This window comes from Pseudoalteromonas sp. MMG024 (assembly GCF_021654175.1).
Lineage (GTDB): Bacteria > Pseudomonadota > Gammaproteobacteria > Enterobacterales > Alteromonadaceae > Pseudoalteromonas.
In genome coordinates this window covers 1-22,109 of sequence record NZ_JAKFZO010000039.1, presented here as the reverse complement: position 1 = coordinate 22,109, position 22,109 = coordinate 1, and the positions used below count along the sequence as shown (strand labels likewise).

Annotated in this window: 17 protein-coding genes; 6 read left to right on the top strand and 11 right to left on the bottom strand. The window is 40.2% G+C overall.

Translation table 11 applies throughout. The annotated features are described in order from the left end of the window. Positions 1-522 precede the first annotated feature (522 nt). The 5 genes from L1068_RS21495 to secA form a co-directional block, all read right to left on the bottom strand. A complete protein-coding gene (locus L1068_RS21495) occupies positions 523-1,821 on the bottom strand; it encodes an MFS transporter (protein WP_100914221.1) in 1,299 nt (432 codons plus the stop codon). A 312-nt stretch (positions 1,822-2,133) separates the two neighbouring features. Then, the gene (locus L1068_RS21490; RefSeq protein WP_237131907.1) at positions 2,134-4,719 is read right to left on the bottom strand and encodes a family 20 glycosylhydrolase; all 2,586 of its coding nucleotides are present in this window, start codon (positions 4,717-4,719) and stop codon (positions 2,134-2,136) included. A gap of 203 nt (positions 4,720-4,922) precedes the next feature. Continuing rightward, positions 4,923-6,614: a gamma-glutamyltransferase gene (gene ggt, locus L1068_RS21485; protein WP_237131908.1), complete on the bottom strand. Its 1,692-nt coding sequence runs from the start codon at positions 6,612-6,614 to the stop codon at positions 4,923-4,925. A gap of 140 nt (positions 6,615-6,754) precedes the next feature. Then, a complete protein-coding gene (gene mutT / locus L1068_RS21480) occupies positions 6,755-7,144 on the bottom strand; it encodes an 8-oxo-dGTP diphosphatase MutT (RefSeq protein WP_237131906.1) in 390 nt (129 codons plus the stop codon). A gap of 68 nt (positions 7,145-7,212) precedes the next feature. Beyond that, positions 7,213-9,924, bottom strand: a complete 2,712-nt coding sequence (gene secA / locus L1068_RS21475) for a preprotein translocase subunit SecA (protein WP_237131905.1) — start codon at positions 9,922-9,924, stop codon at positions 7,213-7,215. A 348-nt stretch (positions 9,925-10,272) separates the two neighbouring features. On the opposite strand from secA, the gene L1068_RS21470 reads away from it, so the two are divergent. From L1068_RS21470 to L1068_RS21460, 3 genes are all read left to right on the top strand, one after another. After that, positions 10,273-10,740 (top strand): DciA family protein, encoded by a 468-nt coding sequence (locus L1068_RS21470; RefSeq protein WP_237131904.1) that lies wholly within the window; start codon positions 10,273-10,275, stop codon positions 10,738-10,740. 68 nt (positions 10,741-10,808) lie between these two features. After that, positions 10,809-11,378 carry a YceI family protein gene (locus L1068_RS21465; RefSeq protein ID WP_237131903.1) on the top strand — a complete coding sequence of 190 codons (570 nt, stop codon included), beginning with the start codon at positions 10,809-10,811 and terminating at the stop codon, positions 11,376-11,378. Between the two features lie 31 nt (positions 11,379-11,409). Next, positions 11,410-11,901 carry a DUF1285 domain-containing protein gene (locus tag L1068_RS21460; protein ID WP_237131902.1) on the top strand — a complete coding sequence of 164 codons (492 nt, stop codon included), beginning with the start codon at positions 11,410-11,412 and terminating at the stop codon, positions 11,899-11,901. A gap of 4 nt (positions 11,902-11,905) precedes the next feature. Here the strand turns inward: L1068_RS21460 and hemN are convergent, their stop codons facing one another. From hemN to L1068_RS21435, 5 genes are all read right to left on the bottom strand, one after another. Further along, positions 11,906-13,276 carry an oxygen-independent coproporphyrinogen III oxidase gene (gene hemN / locus L1068_RS21455; RefSeq protein ID WP_237131901.1) on the bottom strand — a complete coding sequence of 457 codons (1,371 nt, stop codon included), beginning with the start codon at positions 13,274-13,276 and terminating at the stop codon, positions 11,906-11,908. Positions 13,277-13,394: 118 nt separating this feature from the next. Continuing rightward, on the bottom strand, positions 13,395-13,898 hold the full coding sequence (locus L1068_RS21450; RefSeq protein ID WP_010561649.1) for a DUF2489 domain-containing protein: 504 nt from the start codon (positions 13,896-13,898) through the stop codon (positions 13,395-13,397). Next, entirely contained in the window at positions 13,898-14,479 is a 582-nt protein-coding gene (gene yihI / locus L1068_RS21445; protein ID WP_237131900.1) for a Der GTPase-activating protein YihI, read from the bottom strand. Before yihI ends, L1068_RS21450 begins: the two co-directional genes overlap by 1 nt. Positions 14,480-14,515: 36 nt before the next feature. Continuing rightward, positions 14,516-15,163 (bottom strand): class I SAM-dependent methyltransferase, encoded by a 648-nt coding sequence (locus L1068_RS21440; RefSeq protein WP_237131899.1) that lies wholly within the window; start codon positions 15,161-15,163, stop codon positions 14,516-14,518. Between the two features lie 578 nt (positions 15,164-15,741). Further along, positions 15,742-16,374 carry a c-type cytochrome gene (locus L1068_RS21435; RefSeq protein WP_054978105.1) on the bottom strand — a complete coding sequence of 211 codons (633 nt, stop codon included), beginning with the start codon at positions 16,372-16,374 and terminating at the stop codon, positions 15,742-15,744. Between the two features lie 343 nt (positions 16,375-16,717). Here L1068_RS21435 and yihA point away from each other — a divergent pair, with 343 nt between their 5' ends. Then, complete coding sequence (yihA, locus tag L1068_RS21430) at positions 16,718-17,359, top strand: ribosome biogenesis GTP-binding protein YihA/YsxC (RefSeq protein ID WP_237131898.1); 642 nt, start codon at positions 16,718-16,720, stop codon at positions 17,357-17,359. 282 nt (positions 17,360-17,641) lie between these two features. Here the strand turns inward: yihA and polA are convergent, their stop codons facing one another. Beyond that, a complete protein-coding gene (gene polA, locus L1068_RS21425) occupies positions 17,642-20,380 on the bottom strand; it encodes a DNA polymerase I (protein WP_237131897.1) in 2,739 nt (912 codons plus the stop codon). Positions 20,381-20,870: 490 nt separating this feature from the next. Between polA and elbB the strand changes: the two genes are divergently transcribed. Continuing rightward, a complete protein-coding gene (gene elbB, locus L1068_RS21420; protein WP_237131896.1) occupies positions 20,871-21,521 on the top strand; it encodes an isoprenoid biosynthesis glyoxalase ElbB in 651 nt (216 codons plus the stop codon). Between the two features lie 157 nt (positions 21,522-21,678). Further along, a complete protein-coding gene (locus L1068_RS21415) occupies positions 21,679-22,074 on the top strand; it encodes a cytochrome c5 family protein (protein WP_010561642.1) in 396 nt (131 codons plus the stop codon). The last annotated feature ends 35 nt before the right edge of the window (positions 22,075-22,109 follow it).

Sequence of the window (22,109 nt, the reverse complement as noted above, 5' to 3'; positions counted from 1 at the left end):
TACTCTTACTCTCTATAAATAAAGAGAAGAACGAATTGACTGTGCTGAAATAAACTATGTTTATTTCCGTTGGTCACTCAGTTCAATTAAGTCTAAATTTTGTTACGCTTTAAAAGCGTATGTTAGAACTTAATCTGTACGAGTGCCCACACAGATGATTGCTTAAATTTTTAAAGAACAGTGCAGCATCTCTTGCTGCGAAGTGGAGCGCTATATTAACCGCTTCACTTTTAAAGTCAACTAGAAAATTAATTATTTTTCAAAGTAACTTTCCGTTTGACTTTCCTTCACTTAACTCAGCGTTTGTTGTTGCTGTGCTCTGTGTCGGTGGATGCGCATTATAGGCAGATCGAAAATCAGATCAACCCCTTTTTTATAAAAAAACGATCTTTTTTGATCGTTTGACTATTTAACATTCAAAAGCACTATTTCGTTAACTTAGGAGCTACATTTGCGCATAAAAAAACGCCAAACTTAGGTTTGGCGTTTTACGGGAGTGTAATACTAATTAAAAAGTGGTTATTACCAACTACGCATTTTATGACCTTTTAATGCGTAGAATAGAATGTATAGATAGCTAGGCACCATTAATGCGTATGCACCTTGAGCACCTAAACCCGCTACGTTACCTAAACCGATTAGTAACGGACCTAATGCGCCACCAGCAATACCCATAATAAGTAAACCTGATGCTGTACCTGTTAAACGGCCTAAACCACTTAATGCCAGCGGCCAGATTGCAGGCCACACCATTGCATTAGCAAAACCAAGTAATGCGATACACACTAATGGGTCTGGTAATTCAGGACCACCAAATGGCACAAGTAGCACATTTGAGATAGCGGTAGATTCGTTACTTCCAAATACAACAGCGGCAACGGTAATTAAACCTGCGATACCAGACATCACCAATGCATTTTGTTGAGACATGTATTTAGGAATAAGCGCAATACCAATTGCGTAGCCCACTAACATGCATGCCATGGTGTACGATGTCATCATTGAATAATCAGCTACGCCAATCGCGAGTGCGTATGAACCAATGGTATCTGCAGCAATTACTTCTACTGCTACATAAAGTGCAATACCAATGACACCTAATACTAAGTGAGGGTGGCTGAGCGCTTCACGTACTTCACCTTTTGCATTTGGGTTTTCATCTTCAAATACTAAATCAGGAAGTGGTGAGAATTTTGCGAATGCAGCAAACGCGAAGATTAATCCTGCGATAGCTATATAAGGTGCGACTAAGCTATTCGCCATTGCATCTTTTTGCGCTTGTGAAAGTACTTCCCCTTCACCTGCTACTGCTGCAACCGTTACCATAGCGAATACAATAGGAACAACAACACCTGCAAACTTATTTAGTAAACCCATGATACAAACACGTACAGCTGCTGACTTTTCTGACCCCATTTTAACAACATAAGGGTTAACTGCCGTTTGTAATACAGTTTGACCGACACCAATGAGCAGTTGAGCAAATAAGAAAATTTCAATCATTTGCAATTTCGCTGCTGGAATATACAACAGCGCAGAACTCGCCATAATCGCACAGCCAATTGCCATGCCATTCTTATAGCCCACTTTCTTAATTAACATTGCCGATGGAATACCCGCAATGGTTACTGCAATATAGAAAGATGAAATGATAAATGAAGCTTGCAGCGGCGACAGCTCAAGCATTTGTTGTAAGAAAGGTGTTATTGCACCGTTTAACCAGGTAATACAACCTAGTATAAAAAACATAGAGCCAGCTAGTACCATTGGTAAAATGATGCTTTGCTGGGAATTTTGTTCGTTTTCCACTGTTGCTTCCATAAACTTCTTCTTGTTGCAGTTAATCTTATGTCATAGCTTTACGCTATGAAAATACCATTTGCGTTAAGTAGCCTCATCTTTCAGACGCACTATATAAATAGTTAACGCAATCAGTTTATTTCTTAGTTTTATTATTAACGCTAATCACTTTGAATACGGCAATTTATGGAGGTTAGCGCTTCCCCTAAGCCACAAAAATGATAGCGCTGTCATTTTACTTTAATGCAATTGAATAAATATTGCCAGTTTGAATTTTGAATTAATTAGAACAAAAAGGGAGCAAATGCTCCCTTTAGTTTTAATAACAATTAGTTAATTAATTGTGGTTATACGACTCTTAACTTGGTCATTTAATGAACTTCTTAACCACACTTGTGTATCACCTACGTTAACTGGTTGTTGGTATGTTTGCCATGATTTTCCTTGGTCAACACTGTATTCAACATCTAAGTAAGCTGTTGCAACACTGGTCGTTAGAGTACCCTTCTTGACTTCACCGCCTGGCACATCAAGATTTGCTTTAACACCAGACTTGGCTAATTTTGCTAGTTCTTTCGTGCCAAGTGCCGCTGAGAAAGTCATCCAATCTTTTGCACGCTTTTGTGCATCTGGCTTTTCACCTTCCCATGGCGCTTCATACCATGCGCGTTCAGCTACTGCTAACACGCGTGGGAACAACATAGCCAGTACTTGATCTTCAGTACGGATAGTTTCAGACCATACCTGACCTTGCATACCTAAAATGTTTTCAGGCTTTTCAAGCTGTGGTAGCGGACGACCAACTAAATCTTCTAGGTTTTTGATCACTTCACCGGTGCGGGTAAAGTCAGCATTTGCATATACATTGTCTGGCATATAACCAAATGCTTTTTCATTACTGATAAAGCGCGTTGCCCAATAATAGCCACGTTCTTCTGGATGAGCTTCATACGGGTGGTCAAAGTAAAGATGTGTGCCATGCGATAAAACAACTTGATAGTCATTGTTTGCTAAACGGTAAGCACGATCTGCTACACCCCACTCCCAAATGTTATCCCAAGCATTGGCTGTAAATACTGGATTCGGGAATTCTTCACGGTTAAATGTATTCACGCGGTCATACATTAAGCCATCTTCCCATGCACCCGGAGCAATACCACGTTTAGCAAGCATTTTTGCTACGCGTTGAGTAAAGTAAGGCTTCAGATCGGCAGGACCTGCAACACCATTACCAGCCGCTTCAAACATTTTTTGACATGCAGGTGAATTAGTCCAAGAACCAGCCCCCACTTCATCACCACCAAAATGCAGGTTTTCTAAACGTACACCCGCTTCACGATACATTTGTTGAAGCTCGTACGTCACTTTCTCCATAAAGTTATAACTTGAGTCCATACACGCATTAATAGAGTTATCGGTGTAATTCTGAACTGTAATGTATTTTGACTTATCTTCAGGGTCACTCAGTAAGTATGCTTTCGCGCCCACTTCGTCGCCTGCTTTCATCAATTTACGGTAGCGCGCTTCCATCGCTTTAATCGATGCACGCGCGTGACCTGGCGACTCTACCTCAGGAATGATCTTAATATGACGTTCAGCGGCAAATTTTAATAATTCAACAAAATCATCTTTTGTTAAATAACCATTACCTGAACCATCTTTATGTGGGCCTGTACCTAACTGAGTCAGTAAGCAAGAATCTTCAGATAAATCAAAGCAACGCACACCACCAATTTCTGCAAGCTCAGGTAACGATGGGATTTCTAAACGCCAACCTTCATCATCAGAAAAGTGCCAATGTAATGTATTGAGCTTATATTTTGCCATTTGCTCAACCAGCTTAAACATTGCATCTTTACCATGGAAGTTACGTGCATTGTCATAATGCATACCGCGGTAACTAAAGCGTGGTGAATCTTTAATTTCTACTCGTGGTAATTCAACGCTGCCGTTAGCGTCTGCTGGGAACAGTGCTAATAATGACTGCAAGCCATAAAACACACCGGCATTATCACTACCAACAACTGTAATTTTGTTTTTATCAATTTTTAACTGATAGCTTTCGGCGTCACCGTTTTGAATTGAACTATCTACTTTTAAAGATAAATGCGGCTTTTTACCTACTGAGATATGATCAGCATTCGCTTCTAATTTAAGACCATATAGTTTTGATAAATCATCAAGCAGTACTGTTACTTCTTGCTTTAAACTACCTTGATAGCTCACAACCCAATCTGACGAAAGCGTTACTTCGCCACGAGAGAAATCAACATCAAGCGGCTTAGGAATAATACGCTTTAATGCATCTTCTTGGCTTGGTGTATATTTTTCGTTTTTGATATTAAGTGCATGACGATTCTGTGCATCAGCAATCACACTTAAATCTTTTGGTGTATTAAATTTCTTTAGTTGACGCTCTTCAACTATTGGCAGTACAAACTGTTTTAGGTCTTCAGTATCTGTACTAGCAAATACTTCTGCGTCTTTATTGTCTAACGCGATAAACGCACGTGGCATCACATCAGAATAAGACACAATATAAGCTGCAGCTTCATACTCAAGCGCTAATGTTTCACCTACAGCTAGACCGGCAAATGCTTTAGTTGGCACTAAACGATGCAAATCACCATTCACATGCTCAATAGCGATGCCTTTTACTTCAGAGGTTTTTACTTTACGAATACTGTGAAAATACAGCTGCCAATTACTTTCGCCTTTTGGTAAAGCGACTTTTGAGGTGTTTTTAAGTTGGATTTTTCCAATGTAGCCACCGTCATTATCATGAAAGTTATCAACGACACCAAATTTAAGATCCGCTTGGGCTGCAAATTGTTTAATGTCGGATTGCGATAGCTTGGCATTAGCAAACAGAGGCGTTGCTAATAAAGCTGTAGCAAGTATGGTTTTTCTCAAATGCATAAGACTTCCTTTACTTGTTTATTGTGCGCTTTCTAACATTAGACAGCGAAAGCGTTAATTTTAGTTTTTGTTATTAGGAATCATAATGACTATTTAATGACAGCGCTATCAAAACAGTTTAAAAAAAACCTTAATTTTATCTGAAACAATTAAAAATCAGGATGTTAGAGGCATCATAAGATACCTCTAACATCTTGAAAAGATTAATAGCCAGCTGCCATTCCGTCCTTACGTGTTTCCGACGCGCCCACATAAACACCATTTGAAAGCTGCTTCATAATGGCTTGATAACCACCGTAAGGACCTACGGCATGTTGAAGGGTGTGGCCTTTTTTCACAAGCTCGCGTTTTGTTTTTTCCGAAAACCCTGCTTCCAAGCTGACATAGCCACCATTTGTCATAACTTCGCCAGTTGGCTGTGACGAACCAGTATGTAAAATTCGCGGTGCATCACCAGCTTCTTGCAGGTTCATACCAAAATCAATCATATTAATTAGAATTTGGGCATGCATTTGCGGTTGTGTTGCTCCACCCATCACACCAAAGCTGATATACGGTTTACCATCTTTTGTCACAAATGCCGGAATAATAGTATGGAAAGGACGCTTTTTAGGTGCATAAACGTTAAAGTGGTCATCTTCTAGGGTAAATAGCTCACCACGATTTTGCAAAACGAACCCTAACTTTTCTGGTGTCATGCCTGATCCCATACCACGATAGTTACTTTGAATAAGTGACACCATGTTGCCATCTTTATCAGCCGTGGTGAGGTAAATGGTATCGCCTTCAACTGGCCCCGCATCCACTCGCTTGCTCGCTTTATTTGCATCAATAAGCTTACGACGCTTTGCTGCATATTCTTTGCTAATAAGCTGTTTAACAGGAATGTTGTTAAATGATGAGTCAGCGTAGTATTTAGCTCGATCAGCAAAAGCTAATTTTTTAGCCTCCACAAAAGTGTGAACATACTCAGGGCTATCAAAACCCATACTTGCAATATCATAGTCCTCAAGAATATTTAAAATTTGCAGTGCAGCAATGCCTTGGCCATTGGGTGGCAGCTCCCATAAATCATAACCACGATAGTTAGTACTTACTGGCTCTACCCAGTTACTTTTATGCGATGCTAAATCGTGATAACTCAAATAACCACCATTAACTTTCATATAACGGTCGATTTCTTTTGCGATATCACCTTTATAGAATGCATCACGACCGCCTTTTGCTATTTTTCGGTAAGTTTTTGCAAGTGCAGGGTTTTTAAAGATTTCACCTTTTTTTGGCATATGACCGTTTGGCATAAAGACTTCTTTAAAGCCCGGATATTTTCCACGAACAGAAACACTTTTATTGAGGTAGTAAGCAATTAACTCTGATACTGGAAAGCCATTTTCGGCATAGTGGATTGCAGGGGCTAATAACTCAGCCATTGGCAATTTGCCAAATTTATTGTGCAATTCAAACCAACCGTCGACAGCACCTGGCACCGAAACCGGCAAAGGACCATAACTTGGGATTTTGTCGCCCTGTGCTTTTAATGTATCTAGCGTTAACGATGCTGGTGAACGCCCAGATGCATTGAGTCCATGCAGTTTTTGCTCTTTTTGTTGCCACACAATGGCATATAAATCACCACCAATACCGCAACCTGTTGGCTCAACTAATCCCAATACTGCATTTGCAGCAATCGCGGCATCCACAGCACTGCCCCCTTTTTTTAAAATATCGAGTGCAACTTGCGTTGCTAACGGTTGTGACGTTGCAGCCATACCATTTTCAGCAAAGACTTCTGAGCGACTGGCAAACATTTCACCTGTAATGCGATCGTAAGCACTGGCGATTGAAGGAATTGCCAAACTGATAATCAGTAAAGAGGGTTTAAGCCATTTCATTATTATTATCCTGTTGTTCTGGTTATAGCTAACATAGCGCTTTTTCTGAACAGGAAACAATAATTCGAGGTAAAGAGAGAAGATCTGTAGATAAAATGCAGGTTAGTAGCAAAGCCGTACATGCTTTGCTACCAAGTTGGGGACTAGTTTGATTGCAGCTTTTCGATAATCACTACATTGGCAGCTGGGAATTCGTAATTATTTAAGTCACTAATAGCCACCCATTTGTGATCTTGCCCTTCAAGGTGTCTCGCTTGCCCATCAAACTCTTCTACTAAGTGAATATCAAGGTGCACTGATTTATCTGGGTAGTCGTGGTGAATTTCTAAAAATGGCGTTGAAGATTTTACCTCAATGCCGATTTCTTCTTTTAATTCTCTTGCCAGTGCTTGCGTTACTGTTTCACCCTCTTCTACTTTACCACCTGGGAATTCCCATTTTCCGCCTTGATGTTGTTCATCGTGACGCTTTGCAATAAATATTAAGTTAGCTTTTTTGATTATACCAACTGCAACATGTACTTGTTTTTTCATTTTTCACTCACTTTAATCATAAAAAAAGCGACATCTAAGTGTCGCTTTTTTAACAGAGTCTGGCTTTATTAGCTTAATTTACCGTGACACTGTTTGTATTTTTTACCTGAACCACATGGACATGGTTCGTTACGGCCAACTTTTGCATCATTGCGCACAGTTACCGCTGCACCTTCAGGTGTTTCACCACCTACGTGCTCAGCTTCTTCATGTTGATATTGCTTTGGCGTATTTTCTGCTTGCTGACGACGGCGCTCTTCTACCGCTTCAACATCTTCTTCAGCACGTACTTGTACTTTTGCAAGAATACTAACCACTTCCACTTTCAATGCTTCTAACATGTCAGAGAACAACTCGAATGATTCACGCTTGTACTCTTGCTTTGGATTCTTCTGTGCATAACCACGCAGACCGATACCTTGACGTAAGTGATCCATTGCAGCAAGGTGATCTTTCCAATGTTGGTCAAGCGTTTGTAACATAATAGCTTTTTCGAAGTGGCGAAGTACATCTGCACCCACTTGATCTTCTTTATGTTTGTAAGCCGCTGTAACACCTTCTTCAATACGCTCACGAAGTTTTTCTTCGTAAAGTTTATTGTCTTCATCAAGCCATTGTTGAATCGGCATTTCAACTAAGAAATCTGCACGTAAGCGATCTTCTAAGCCAGCAATATCCCACATATCAGCAAGTGATTGTGGTGGAATGTACTGATCGATAATACTGTTTAATACATCCGAGCGAATTGCTGTGATTGTTTCTGAAATATCGCCTTCTTCAAGCAATTCATTACGCTGCGTATAAACTACACGACGTTGATCGTTTGCTACATCATCGTACTCAAGTAGTTGCTTACGAATATCAAAGTTACGCGCTTCAACTTTACGCTGTGCATTTTCAATTGCACGGTTTACCCACGGGTGCTCAATTGCTTCACCACGTTGCATACCGAGTTTACGCATCATGTTCATCATGCGTTCGCCAGCGAAAATACGCATAAGCGCATCTTCCATTGATAGGTAGAAACGGCTCGAACCCGCATCACCTTGACGACCAGAACGACCACGTAACTGGTTATCAATACGACGTGATTCATGACGCTCAGTAGCGATAATGTGTAAACCGCCTGCTTCTAAAACTGCATCATGGCGTTTTTGCCACTCTTCTTTAATCTTTGCAATCTGCTCATCAGATGGGTTTTCAAGTTTTTCAACTTCCAGCTTCCAGTTACCACCTAACACGATATCGGTACCACGACCCGCCATGTTAGTAGCAATGGTTACTGCACCTGCAAGACCTGCATTGGCAACAATCTCCGCTTCTTGTTGGTGGAATTTCGCATTAAGTACGTTGTGCTTAATTTTCTCTTTGCGTAAAAACTGCGATAAGTACTCAGAGCTTTCGATTGAAATAGTACCCACAAGCACAGGCTGACCACGCTCTTGGCAGTCGCGAATATCCGCTAAAATTGCTTCGTACTTTTCTTCTTGTGTTAAATAAACTAAATCCGCGCGATCATCACGTACCATCGGCTTGTTAGTTGGAATAACAACGGTTTCTAAACCATAAATTGACTGGAACTCAAATGCTTCTGTATCGGCTGTACCTGTCATACCTGCAAGTACATCGTATAAACGGAAGTAATTCTGGAACGTGATTGATGCAAGCGTTTGGTTTTCGTTTTGAATGCTTACGCCTTCTTTTGCTTCAACAGCTTGGTGTAAACCTTCAGACCAACGACGGCCTTCCATGGTACGGCCAGTGTGCTCATCAACAATGATTACATCGCCATCTTTTACTACGTAATCAACGTCTTTTTGATAAAGCTTGTGCGCACGAAGTGCTGCATATACGTGGCTTAATAATGTGATGTTATTAGCAGAATAAAGCGAATCACCTTCATCAATTAAACCCAACTCGGTAAGTAGTTCTTCAACACGTACTTGGCCACGCTCTGTAAGATGTACTTGTTTAGCTTTTTCATCAATCGTGAAATCGCCATCACCTTCAACGCCTTCTTCATCTTCTTTTTCTTGCTGCTCTAGGCTTGGAACGAGCTTATCAATTTGTTGATAAAGTTCAGAGCTATCTTCCGCAGGACCAGAAATAATCAGTGGCGTACGCGCTTCATCGATTAAGATTGAGTCAACCTCATCCACTACAGCGTAGTATAAAGGACGTTGTACACGTTCATCTGGCGTAAACGCCATATTGTCACGTAAGTAGTCAAAACCGAACTCGTTATTTGTACCGTAAGTAATGTCTGCAGCATAAGCCACTTTCTTTTGCTGCGGCATCATGCCCGGTACGTTGCAACCAACAGTCAGACCTAAGAATTCAAAAAGTGCGCGGTTTGTTTCCGCATCACGTTTTGCAAGGTAGTCATTCACCGTAATAACGTGAACACCTTTACCTGTTAAACCATGTAAGTATGCTGGTAAAGTTGCTGTAAGGGTTTTACCTTCACCAGTACGCATTTCAGAGATTTTACCTTGGTGTAAAACCATACCACCAATCAGCTGTACATCGAAATGGCGCATACCATAAACACGCTTTGATGCTTCACGTACAACTGCAAATGCTTCAGCTAGAAATGAATCTAAGGTTTCACCATTATCATAACGCTTACGAAACTCAGCTGTTTTCGCTTTTAGTTCTTCATCCGACAGCCCTTCGTATTGCTGTTCTAATCCATTAATTTGCGCGACCGTTTTTCGTAAGTTTTTAATTATTCGATCATTGCGACTACCAAATATCTTGGTAAGTAAGTTAGCTATCATGATAAAACCGTTACAACCTTAGTTTAGTGACAAAACCCATGCCACTTTTCAAATTAATTGTGCGTACAGTATCAGCAGAGCACCGATATTGCTAGTTAACCCGACCAAACCTGGCTCGTTAACAATAGTGAAATTGCATTATTTGAGATAACTAGCAATATAGCCTTGTGTGATACAACTATATTTTTCTATATATTGAGACAAAACTGCCAAATTCAAGGGCGATATTTTATTCGTTTAATCACAGTGAGCCAAGTTTAATTTGCCCTTTGCTCTGCTTTATTTACAGCTTTTTACTTGCTGTAACTATTCTTGCCCAATACAATAATAAAAAAGAGGTATCTAACCATGGCTAAAAACAGGTTTGCACCTAAACCGCTAGGGGATGTACTGACCAACCTTCCTAATCGGCTGCAGCAGTTTTCAAATAAGAATCAAGAAAACAAGCAATTACAAAGTTTGCTTGAACAAATACTTGATCAAAATATGCTACAAAAATGCACCATAGCAAACTATCAAGATGGCACCTTAGTGTTAAACGCCCAATCTGCGGCCGTTGCTATGCGCCTAAATTATATGAAAATGAGCTTACTCAGTGACTTTAGACGCCTTGGTTTGCCTGAATTGTGCCAGATTAAAATTCAAACATCGCCACGCAGCGCAAAAAGCCTACAAGCAAACCAACAACAGCAGCAAAGCCAAGAGAAGAAACGCCTAACCAAAAGTGCACAGCAATCGCTGCTTGAAGTTGCTCAGCACGCACCGGACTCTCTTAGATTAAAACTCGAAAAACTCGCTAAGCTCGCAGATAGATAATGGAATTTAGCGATAGTTAAGTTACTATAGAATCGCAATTATTTTTATTACTAACCTAGGTATGCGTTATGCTTAAATCACTTTTTTCAATTGCTTTACTGGCAACAAGCTTTAGTTCACTTGCAGCGTGGCAACTACAAAACGACAGTTCAAAACTCAGTTTTGTCTCGGTAAAAAAAGACACAATCGGTGAAGTACACCACTTTAAAACATTATCTGGCGCGATTGCTGACGACGGTAAATTATCTCTAGAAATTGACTTAACGTCTGTTGAAACTAACATCCCTATTCGCAATGAACGTATGCAAAGCATGCTATTCAACACTAAAGCATTTCCAAAACTAGCGTTAAGCGCCGATGTAAGCAAAGAACTTGCCGCAATGAAAAACGCACCGACACATGTATTTTCAGTACCTGCTACGTTGTCGCTAAATGGCATTGAAAAAACACTTTCAATCGAAGTATTTGTTGCGCGTACTAGTCAAAATGATTTACTTGTCAGCGCAATGACACCAGTCGTGATTAATGCCAGTGACTTTAATCTAGATACAGGCGTAGCGGCACTGCAAAAAGTAGCAGGCTTACCCAATATCGCGCAAGCTGTTCCTGTGACTTTCGTATTGCATTTCGCTAAGTAATTTTTGCGGCAAACACAGGTCTTGTTCAAAAATGAACCTTGCAGAATTAACACAACAAATTGAAACCAGTATTGCGCCATTTGAAACTTGGCAGCCAGAAAGTTGTGGCGATATTGATATCATTATCAAACGCAATGGCGATTGGTATTTCCAAGCAAGTAAAATCAATCGCATTAATTTGGTAAAACTGTTTGCAAAAGTACTAACCAAAGAGCAAGGCCACTACTATTTAAAAACACCCGTTGAGAAAATGCGCATTCAGGTAGAAGATGCGCCTTTTCTAATTACGCATTGGTATCAAAAAGACGACTTTATTGTTTGCTGCGATAACCTAGCACGAGAGTATGTACTTGGTGAAAATCATACCTTAGAGATAAATGGTGACGTGCCTTACCTGCATTTACATCATGGTGTACTGGCGAAGGTGTCACGAAACGTATTTTATCAATGGGCTGAAATCTCAGAGCAAAAAAAAGGCCGCTTTGCTATTTGCTCTGGCGGCCAAGACTTCTTTATTGGTTAAACTTTTAAATCACTCGCGAGAAGCGTGTTAGCTTTGCCTGTTGTTTTAAGTACGCATCAAACGTCATACAAATATTACGAATAAACAAACGCCCTTTATTTTCAACCACAAGCTGTTCATCGTTTAATGAGATCATGCCATCTTCAGCAAAACACGAAAGCCCTGATAATTCTTCAGCAAAATAATCCTCAAAATTAATCGAAAACTTGCGCTCAACATCTGCGAAATTTAACTTAAAGTGACAAATAATTTCTTTAATCACAAATGCGCGAATTTTATCATCTGTGGTTAACGTTAGGCCTTTAACAACAGGTACGCCCGCTGTTTCTACGGTTTGATAATAATCTTTTAGATCTTTCGGATTTTGGAAAATGCTATCGCCTACCTGCGAAATAGAGGATGCACCTAAACCCAATAAGTCGCACTCACCGTGTGTGGTGTAACCCTGGAAATTACGGTGCAATTTACCTTGCTGCTGCGCAATCGCCAACGAATCCGTGCTTTTGGCAAAATGATCCATGCCGATATTAACGTATCCAGCCTCAACCATTTGCGCCAAGGTGTTTTTAAACATTGTTAGCTTATGCTCTGGGCTAGGTAATTGCTCATCTTTAATTTTGCGCTGTGCAGCAAAACGATCAGGTAAATGGGCATAGTTAAATACCGAAACACGGTCAGGCGACAAGGCGATTAAACGCGCCATGCTTTCTTGAAAGCTCTCTGGCGTTTGCAATGGTAAGCCGTAAATCATATCGGCATTCACTGAAGAAAAACCGAGTGCGCGCGCTTCAGTTACCAAGTTTGCAACGTTATCAGCACATTGTTCACGGTTTACAGCCTTTTGCACATCATCATTAAAATCTTGAATACCAAAAGACACACGATTAAAACCAAGCGAGCGTAAATGACTAAGCATATCGTCAGGTAAAGAGCGTGGGTCAATTTCAATTCCAGCTTGCACTTTATCTGAAAAGTTAAAATACGCTTTAACAATCGTCATTAAACGGCTCATTTGTTCTTTTGTTAAAAACGTGGGTGTACCACCACCTAAATGTAACTGCTCGATTTTGTAATCTTTATAAAGAGTTGCTTGTGCTTTTGCTTCTTGCTCTAAAAAGTCTAAATACACATCTGCTTTGTGTTGGTGGCGAGTAATTATTTTATTACAGCCGCAGTAATAGCAAAGCTGGTGACAAAACGGTACATGGATATACAGCGACAAGCGCGTATTATCGCTTTTGGCGATCGCCTGTGTTACCGAATCAACAGAAAAGCCAGGCTCAAACGACAACGCCGTTGGATACGAAGTATAACGAGGACCTGACACATTGTATTTTTTTATAAGGGAGTTATCCCATTCAACGAAATTTTGCACGACTGAAACCTAACAATATTAAGGTTTAGCAAGTGTACAAAAGGAACTAAAAATCGGCTTTGATCCAAAACAATAAAGCCAGCGAGTGCTGGCTTTATTTACAGATTAGATAAGTTGACTAATTAGCGAATACGTGTTTGGTATTCGGATCAGCTGGGAAGTAAGCTTCTAGCTTAGCTGCTTCGGCCAAAATGCCTTCTTCAAGCTCTTTTTCAGCACGCCAACGCTTGCTATCCATTTGGAAGACTTCTTTCTTACTGTATTTCTTACGCGCATCGTGGGTCGGCATTTCCTTTACCACATCGTACATTTTGAAAACGTGCTGGTATTCCGTTTCAAGATCCACTGTTTCAGAGAATTGATACTGCGACATCAACACCCAAATACGTAAACATCCTTCTGAATACTCACACTGCTTCTCTTTCATCGCGCGTGCAATCAAGTTAATGCTGTCGGCAATTTTTGCATTGCGTTCAGCCGCTTTAACTTTTAACTTTTCAATTTGCGCTTGTTGCTTTTCTTTTTGCACTTTCAGTTGGAATAACAACTTACCAGCGTAAAAAGCTAACCCTGCAACAATAGCAGCGGCAATAATAATGGCGATAACCCAAATAGCATTCACTACTTAAGCTCCTCCTCGTCATCATCACTTAACCATTCATCGGCAAGATCGTTCGACATAAACTGGTCAAGCATGTCTTCGTCGTCAAACTCATCTTCATCCTCAATACCTAACAAGTCGCAAAGTGCTTGGTGACGCTCTACCTTTGCGTTTAAGTATTTGATGTCTTTTCCTACTAACACTTCACCTGCATTTTGGCGCTCAAGTAACGACATTAGCTTTTGATCGTTTTCAATTTGCTCAAGCTCTTGCTCTGGTGTTAGTTCAGGCTCACCTACTTTACGTAACTCTACTTGCGGCTGTAGATGACGCTTAAACTCTGGCTGTTGCTGAATAACCTCTGCTTCAGGCACAAGACTAATAGGCTTTTTACTGCCTAAACGGCTGTCTTTGCGCTGCTTACCCGCACCTTGCTGCTCATTTAAAGCATCTTGTGCGTTGCGCGTACCCGCTTTATTACCAGTACGCTTTTTAACACGCTGCTCTTTCAAAGCGCGTAGTTCGGCAAGTTTCTCTTTGCTAAGGCGGAAGCTTCCGTTGCCACCGGTACCGATTTTGCGTGACTTTTTCTTTCTGGTCATAATTAAATCTAAAATTTTTACAAAACTAAGCTTATTTTACACTATTGCTGACTGTTTAAATAGCATCACGTCATCACCATAATATGTCAGTGATAAGCCATGGTGCTGTGCTAAATAATCAAACGTGGCCCGCGAAAAAAAATTGATATGCGTAATATCATTTTTGTAATGCCAATTTTTAAATCTGGCTTGGTCGATGACGAGCTTTGTCATCACAACTAATACGCCATTTGGCTTTAATAAGTTCAGTAGTTGCGTCCATACTTCGTTTGGATTGGCTAAATGTTCAATTACCTCAGTACAGGTTACAAAGTCGTACTGACAATTTAACACCTCAGTGTTTGGATAATAGAAGATATCGTAAAGCGCTGTAGTATGACCTTTCTCTGTGAGCATTTTGGCAAGTGCAGGGCCTGGTCCACAACCAAAATCGAGACCCTGGCTAGCTTCTGCTAATTCTGGCAGCAAAGGCGCTAAAGCGCGGCTCAGGAATTTCTGATAGCCCGTGTCATTTACATCATTTTCATGACTATCGTAGATTAGTTTTTCTTGCTCGAGTGAAATTAACTGGCTGCGCGCAACAAATACTAACTGACATAACTCACATTGATAGTAAGCTCTGCGTTTGTCTTCGCTATAAAAGGTGTTTTTAGAATGCAGACATAATGGACAAGATTCAGACATGGCTTAAACGTGAAATTTATTTGCCGTAATCATAGCAATTTTATTGCGACAAATAAAAAAGCGACAGAGAATCTCTGCCGCTTACTAATCTGAGTGTCTTATGACACTTCTCCCTTCGACTGTTTTAACCAACGAGTCTAATTTTATTATTATTTTACTATCCGTATTTTTATTATTTTCATCCGTGCTTTTTTTATTTTCGGTCTTCCTGACGCTTTCTTAGCAGTCCATTAATGTAACCTATGGTTACTTTCCCCTACGCACATAATTGTCGCTGCACTTCCGTATTTTACTGCTTTCCCTGTTATTTTTTTGTCCCTTGCGACAGGTGAATAATTTACTTGTTAATAAATTTGTTACAACTAATTTAACTAAAATAAATAAAAAAAGATTTCTTTAAAAATCGTGTTAACAATAAAAAACAGACACTTAAACCATAACTAGAAACAAAATAGCGAATTAACTTACAGTTAACATTAGTCATTATCTTACCAATAATGTGAGATATATCTCACATACTAAGGTATAAAAAAAGCAGCTTGCGCTGCTTTTTTCATCACTTATAAGAATAAGTGTTATTAATGAAGACCTGAAACGTACTTAGAAAGTAGTTCAATGTCCTTATCTGTTAGTTTTGTCGCTAAATCGCGCATCATACCATTTAGGTCATTATTGCGATCACCGGAGCGGAATTTCTCAAGTTGCGCTTTTACATAATCAGCATTTTGGAATGATACTTTCGGGAAGCCCGCTAATGATGTACCGTTACCACGAGGACCGTGACATGCTGCACATGCCGGAATACCACGTTCCGCATCACCTGCTTTGTATAGTTTACCACCTAGCTCAACCACTTCTTCTGGTGTGCTACCTGGTTCCATATTAAGACTTGAAAAGTAAGCCGCGATATCGCGCATATCTTGCTCTGATAGTGGCATAGCCATACCACTCATTACAGGGTCCATACGACCTTCTGCACCGCCTGATGTCATACCTAATTTAAACTCTTTTAATTGCTTAAATAAGTATTGAGCGTGCTGACCTGCAAGTTTAGGGTGATTAGGAAGAGGTTTGTTTCCATCTACACCGTGACAAGCAACACATGTCGCAGCTTTTGTTTTACCAGCTTCTATATCGCCCTCAAAAGCAGCAGCTTGATTGACGCTGAACGCACCAGCAACCATCATTAAAGATAAAGCTATTTTTTTCATGCTATTTCTCTGTTTCGACCCTGTTAAAACCTGACAAGCAGGAATGAATACCAGCTAAAGTAGTCATATTCTACACGATTAAATTTTATCTGACACCTCTTGTGCCTTGATAAAACATATAAAATATAGGGGTTTTTACTAAAAAACTCCGTAAAGGCGCATTTCTTTGATCTTTCTCAAGGTTAATTTGGCCCATTAAAAAAGACAAAGCATTACTTATTTGGCTATTGTTAGTATAAAATACGCGCCCAGAAATAAAAGATATGTTAAAGGCAGTGTAGCAAAAATCTCTGAAAATAGGGATTCGCCTTTAATCTTAAGATAGCGTTTTAAGGAGCTAACCTTGCTAAAGTCACGGGTTCAATATTCAAAAGCGAGCTTTATTACAAGTGCACCAGACATCACTAAACTGCCTGCTGACTCGGGTGTTGAAGTTGCGTTTGCAGGTCGTTCTAATGCGGGTAAATCAAGTGCGCTAAACACGTTAACCGATCAAAAACTTGCGCGTACAAGTAAAACACCAGGTCGTACGCAGCTAATCAACACCTTCTCGCTGGGTGAAGATATGCGCATCATCGACTTACCCGGTTATGGTTTTGCCAAAGTACCACTTGAAATGAAAAAGAAGTGGCAGAAATCACTGGGTGAATACCTGCAAAAGCGTGAAAGTTTAAAAGGTATTGTGGTCTTAATGGATATTCGTCATCCATTAAAAGAGCTTGATATGGACCTTATTAACTGGGCCGTTGAAAGTGATTTAGAGATTCTTGCGCTACTTACGAAAGCCGACAAACTAAAACAAGGTAAGCGTAAAAGTGAAGTGCTAAAAGTTCGCCGCGAGTTAAAAGAACTCAGCGACAAAATTACTGTTCACGCGTTTTCATCGTTAAAAGGCATTGGTTTACCGGAATTGGCAAAAACATTGGATGTTTGGTACTTAGGTGAAATTGAAGCTGTAGCGCCAGAGTCAGACGAGCAAGAATAAAACGTTTGAGAAAAAACCGGTTGGTAAAAACCAACCGGGTATAGCAATCTGGGGAGAAGCTATTAAAACGCTGTACCCCGTAAGAGATACATCATCAACAGGATGTCCTTATAGGACGGCGCGCACTTTAACAAAGCGGATTTGCAAAATAAAGTTATATCGCGACAAATTGCAAAGAAATGTAACAATCTGCGCTAAAATTCAGCAAACTTAAATTTAACATAAAAAAATAGCCAACATTAATTATTGGCTACTTAAAATTGTTGTTAATTGATGCGCAAACTAGTGAGCCTGCTCCCAGTTGTCACCTGAATCAGCTTCTACTAATAGTGGTACGTCTAACTGCGCTGCTTCACTCATTAATGAACAAATTTTATTGCTAAATTCGTCCACTTTATCTGCGTTAATTTCAAACACCAATTCATCGTGAACTTGCATGATCATTTCAATATCATCTGACGACTGCGTTTTCAGCCAACCAGCTACATTGATCATTGCGCGCTTAATAATATCTGCAGCAGTGCCCTGCATTGGCGCGTTAATTGCTGCTCGTTCAGCTGCTTTACGACGCGCACCATTACGCGCTTTAATATCTGGCAAATATAGACGACGACCAAATAAGGTACTCACGTAACCTTTTTCAGCGGCATCTTCACGCGTGCGTTCCATATACTCAAGTACACCAGGGAAACGTTCAAAATAAGTATCCATATAATGTTGTGCTTCATTACGCGGGATATCTAATTGTCGTGACAAGCCAAATGCGCTCATGCCGTAAATTAGACCGAAGTTTACAGCCTTAGCTTTACGACGCATATCAGATGTAACGGTTTCAAGTGGTACACCAAATACTTCCGCAGCCGTTGCGCTGTGAACATCTTTACCTTCAGCAAATGCACTTAATAGGCCGTTATCTTGCGATAAATGCGCCATAATACGCAATTCAATTTGACTGTAGTCAGCCGCCATTATTAATTTGCCAGGAGCCGCAACAAAAGCCTGACGAATTCGGCGACCTGCTTCATTACGAATTGGAATATTCTGTAAGTTAGGATCGCTTGAACTTAAGCGACCTGTTGCTGTAACCGCTTGATGATACGAAGTATGCACACGCTGCGTTACTTCATCTACCATTTTAGGTAATTTATCAGTATACGTTGATTTGAGCTTAGCTAAACCACGGTGCTCAATAATCAATTTAGGCAACGGGTAATCATGCGCAAGTTCTTGCAGCACTTCTTCCGCTGTCGACGGCGCACCTTTTGGTGTTTTCTTTAATACTGGTAAGCCAAGTTTTTCAAACAGAACACCTTGTAATTGCTTGGTTGAGCTTAGGTTGAACTCCTCTCCTGCAATCTCATACGCTTCTTTTTCCAGCTCTTCAAGACGCGCTGCAATTTCAACACTTTGCTGTGCCAACATTTGGCTATCAATATGAACACCGGTACGTTCCATATCTGATAACACATTTACCAATGGCAATTCGATTGAATTGAAAACATCCACTAGCTCAGGCTCTTTTTCTAACATTGGCCAAAGCGTATTATGCAAACGTAAGGTTATATCGGCATCTTCCGCAGCATAAGGTGCCGCTTTTTCTAGCTCAATTTGATTGAAGGTTAGTTGCGCTTTGCCTTTACCTGCAATTTCTTCAAAACTAATGTTTTTATGGCCGAGATATTTTAGCGCAAGTGAGTCCATATCATGACGAGTACCAACACTATTAAGTACGTAAGACTCAAGCATGGTATCAAAACGAATACCATTAAGTTCAATACCCGCTCGCGCTAATACGCTCTTATCGTATTTAAGGTTTTGCCCTACTTTCGCTTTATTTTCATCCGCTAAAATTGGCGCAAGTTTAGCAAATACTAGCTCTTGACTTAGTTGTGCTGGCGCACCTAAATAATCATGTTTAAGCGGCAAATAAGCTGCTTGTGCTTCTGTTACCGCAAAGCTCATACCGACTAAATCAGCTTGCATGTAATCAAGACTGGTCGTTTCAGTATCAAATGCGAAAAGATCTGCCGATTGGAGCTTAGCAACCCAACAATCTAACTGTGCTTCAGTTAATATCGTTTCGTAATTTGTTTCAACGGGTTTAGTTGCCACTTCAACTTCCGCAGCAGGTGCGGTGTCACCATCAAGTAATTCACTTAACCAACGCTTAAATTCACACTCGCCATAAAACTTGATCAATTCATCAGTATTTGGCGCCGCAACTTCGAAAGAATCCAAGTTTTGCTCAACTTCTACATCCAACTTAATCGTTGCAAGCTCATAAGAAAGCTGAAGCTGTTCTTTATTATCTTCTAGTTTCTTCGACATGGTTTTTGAACCACGGAAACCAAGATCTGCGATTTTGTCTAAGTTATCGTAAAGTGAATCAATAGAGCCGAGTCCTTGCAGCATTGCAAGAGCCGTTTTTTCGCCCACACCTGGTACACCTGGAATGTTATCGACTTTATCACCCATTAATGCGAGATAATCGATGATTAACTTAGGACCAATACCAAATTTATCAACAACTCCAGCAGGATCCATAATCGTATTAGTCATGGTGTTGATAAGTGTTACATGCTCATCAACTAGCTGCGCCATATCTTTATCGCCTGTACTAATAAGTACATGACGTTTTTGTTGTGACGCGCGTTTCGCTAATGTGCCAATTACATCATCGGCTTCAACACCCGGAATGCTAATAAGCGGTAAACCCATTGCCTTAATAATATTGTGAATAGGCTCAATTTGAGTGCGCAAATCATCAGGCATCGGTGGGCGGTTTGCCTTGTATTCAGAATACATATCATTGCGAAAAGTTGGACCTTTAGCATCAAAGATCACCACCATATGACTTGGCGAATACTGCTTAACTAAACTCTTAAGCATATTAATTACACCATAGATAGCACCGGTAGCCTCACCTTTTGAGTTAGTTAGATGTGGTGGAGCATGGTAAGCACGGAATAAGTATGATGAACCATCAACCAAGATTAACGGATTTTCAGGGATCTGAGCCATTAGCACTCGCCTTAAAACGATTAAACATAAATTGCCGATAGCATGCCATATCCCCGATAAGAAAACGAGAATTCAGCTATATAAACAACAGAAATAATCAGTGCAGTGCAAGCAGTAAACGAATTGTTGAAATATTCCTCAGGCCAATTGGTTGTAACCTGTGGATAAGTTTGTTAGTAAAGATGTAACAGAGCCTTCCCCGAATTTGAAAAAAAAATGGAGAATCTGATTTTTTGTTTAATATACAATGAGTTAACAAGGCTAATTTACTAGCGTATTGTTATTATTATTAATTTTCCAAGATGTGGAAACTGCTAAAATTTTTATCCTTAAAGCTTGGCAAGGAACATCCTAATCTTTAGCAGGGCAGTTACTCTACCAATAAAAGATCAAAGATCCTAGCGATCTTCTTATAATTTTTTTTTATTTACATCGTTTCTTTATAGCTAGAATATAATGCTTAACTAATCTTGAGATATGGAATAGATATATGAAAAAGATAGCAGTGATTTTAAGTGGCTGTGGGGTATTTGATGGCGCTGAAATTCATGAGGCAGTATTAACGCTGTTACATATTGAACTGCAGGGTGCAAGTTACCAATGTTTCGCACCCAATATAGATCAACACCATGTAATTAATCATATCACTGGCGAGGAAATGCCAGAGAAACGCAACGTACTAGTCGAATCTGCGCGTATCGCTCGAGGTGAGATCAAGGATCTTAAAGAGCTCAACATTTCGGAGTTTGATGCACTGGCTTTACCTGGTGGTTTTGGCGCTGCGAAAAATTTGTGTGATTTCGCAATAAAAGGCGCTGATTGCGAGATCAATGAAGACGTTGCCAATGCGTGTCGTGCATTTGCTGATGCGAAAAAACCGGCAGCCTATATTTGTATTGCACCGGCAATTATTCCACAAGTGTACGCCGCAGGCACACTTGCAACCATTGGCAATGACCTAGATACAGCAAATGGCGTTAACGCATTAGGCGCAGCACACCAAAACTGTGCGGTAGACGATATTATTGTCGACGAAAGTGCAAAAGTAATCAGCACACCAGCTTATATGTTAGCGACAAATATTCGCGAAGCGGCGAGCGGTATTGAAAAAGCCATCGCACAATTAGTAAAAATGAGCTAACCCTGTAACAAAAGAAAAAGTTGCGCTAGCGCAACTTTTTCATATTTTACGACTAAATAGCCATAACTAACCATTTTATAAATTCGCTGCAAACGTTATAATTGTGCTAATTTCCGTCTATTGTGATTGATCACCTCAATTTGTGAGCAAGTAAAAAATGAAAAAATTAACAGCAGCATTACTAATGATGAGTGCAACTGTCGCAGTTGCAGCACCTTTTGATAACTCGTTAACTGAAGAAGCAATTAAGAAACGTATCGCTCCAGTTGGCTCTGTTTATTTAGCAGGTGCAGAACCAGTTGTTGCTGAGCCAACTGGTCCACGTACTGGCCAACAAGTGTATCAAGCAAGTTGTTTTGGTTGTCACGGTACAGGTGCTCTAGGCGCGCCAAAGACAAAAGCTGACTGGGATACTCGCATGGCGAAAGGCATGGATGTACTAATGCAGCATGCAATTAATGGTTTCAATGCAATGCCTCCTCGCGGTACATGTATGAACTGTTCTGATGATGAAATTAAAGATGCAATCGAGTTTATGGCAAAAGGTCAATAAACATAAAACGTATTTTAAAAGAGCCGCTTAACTAA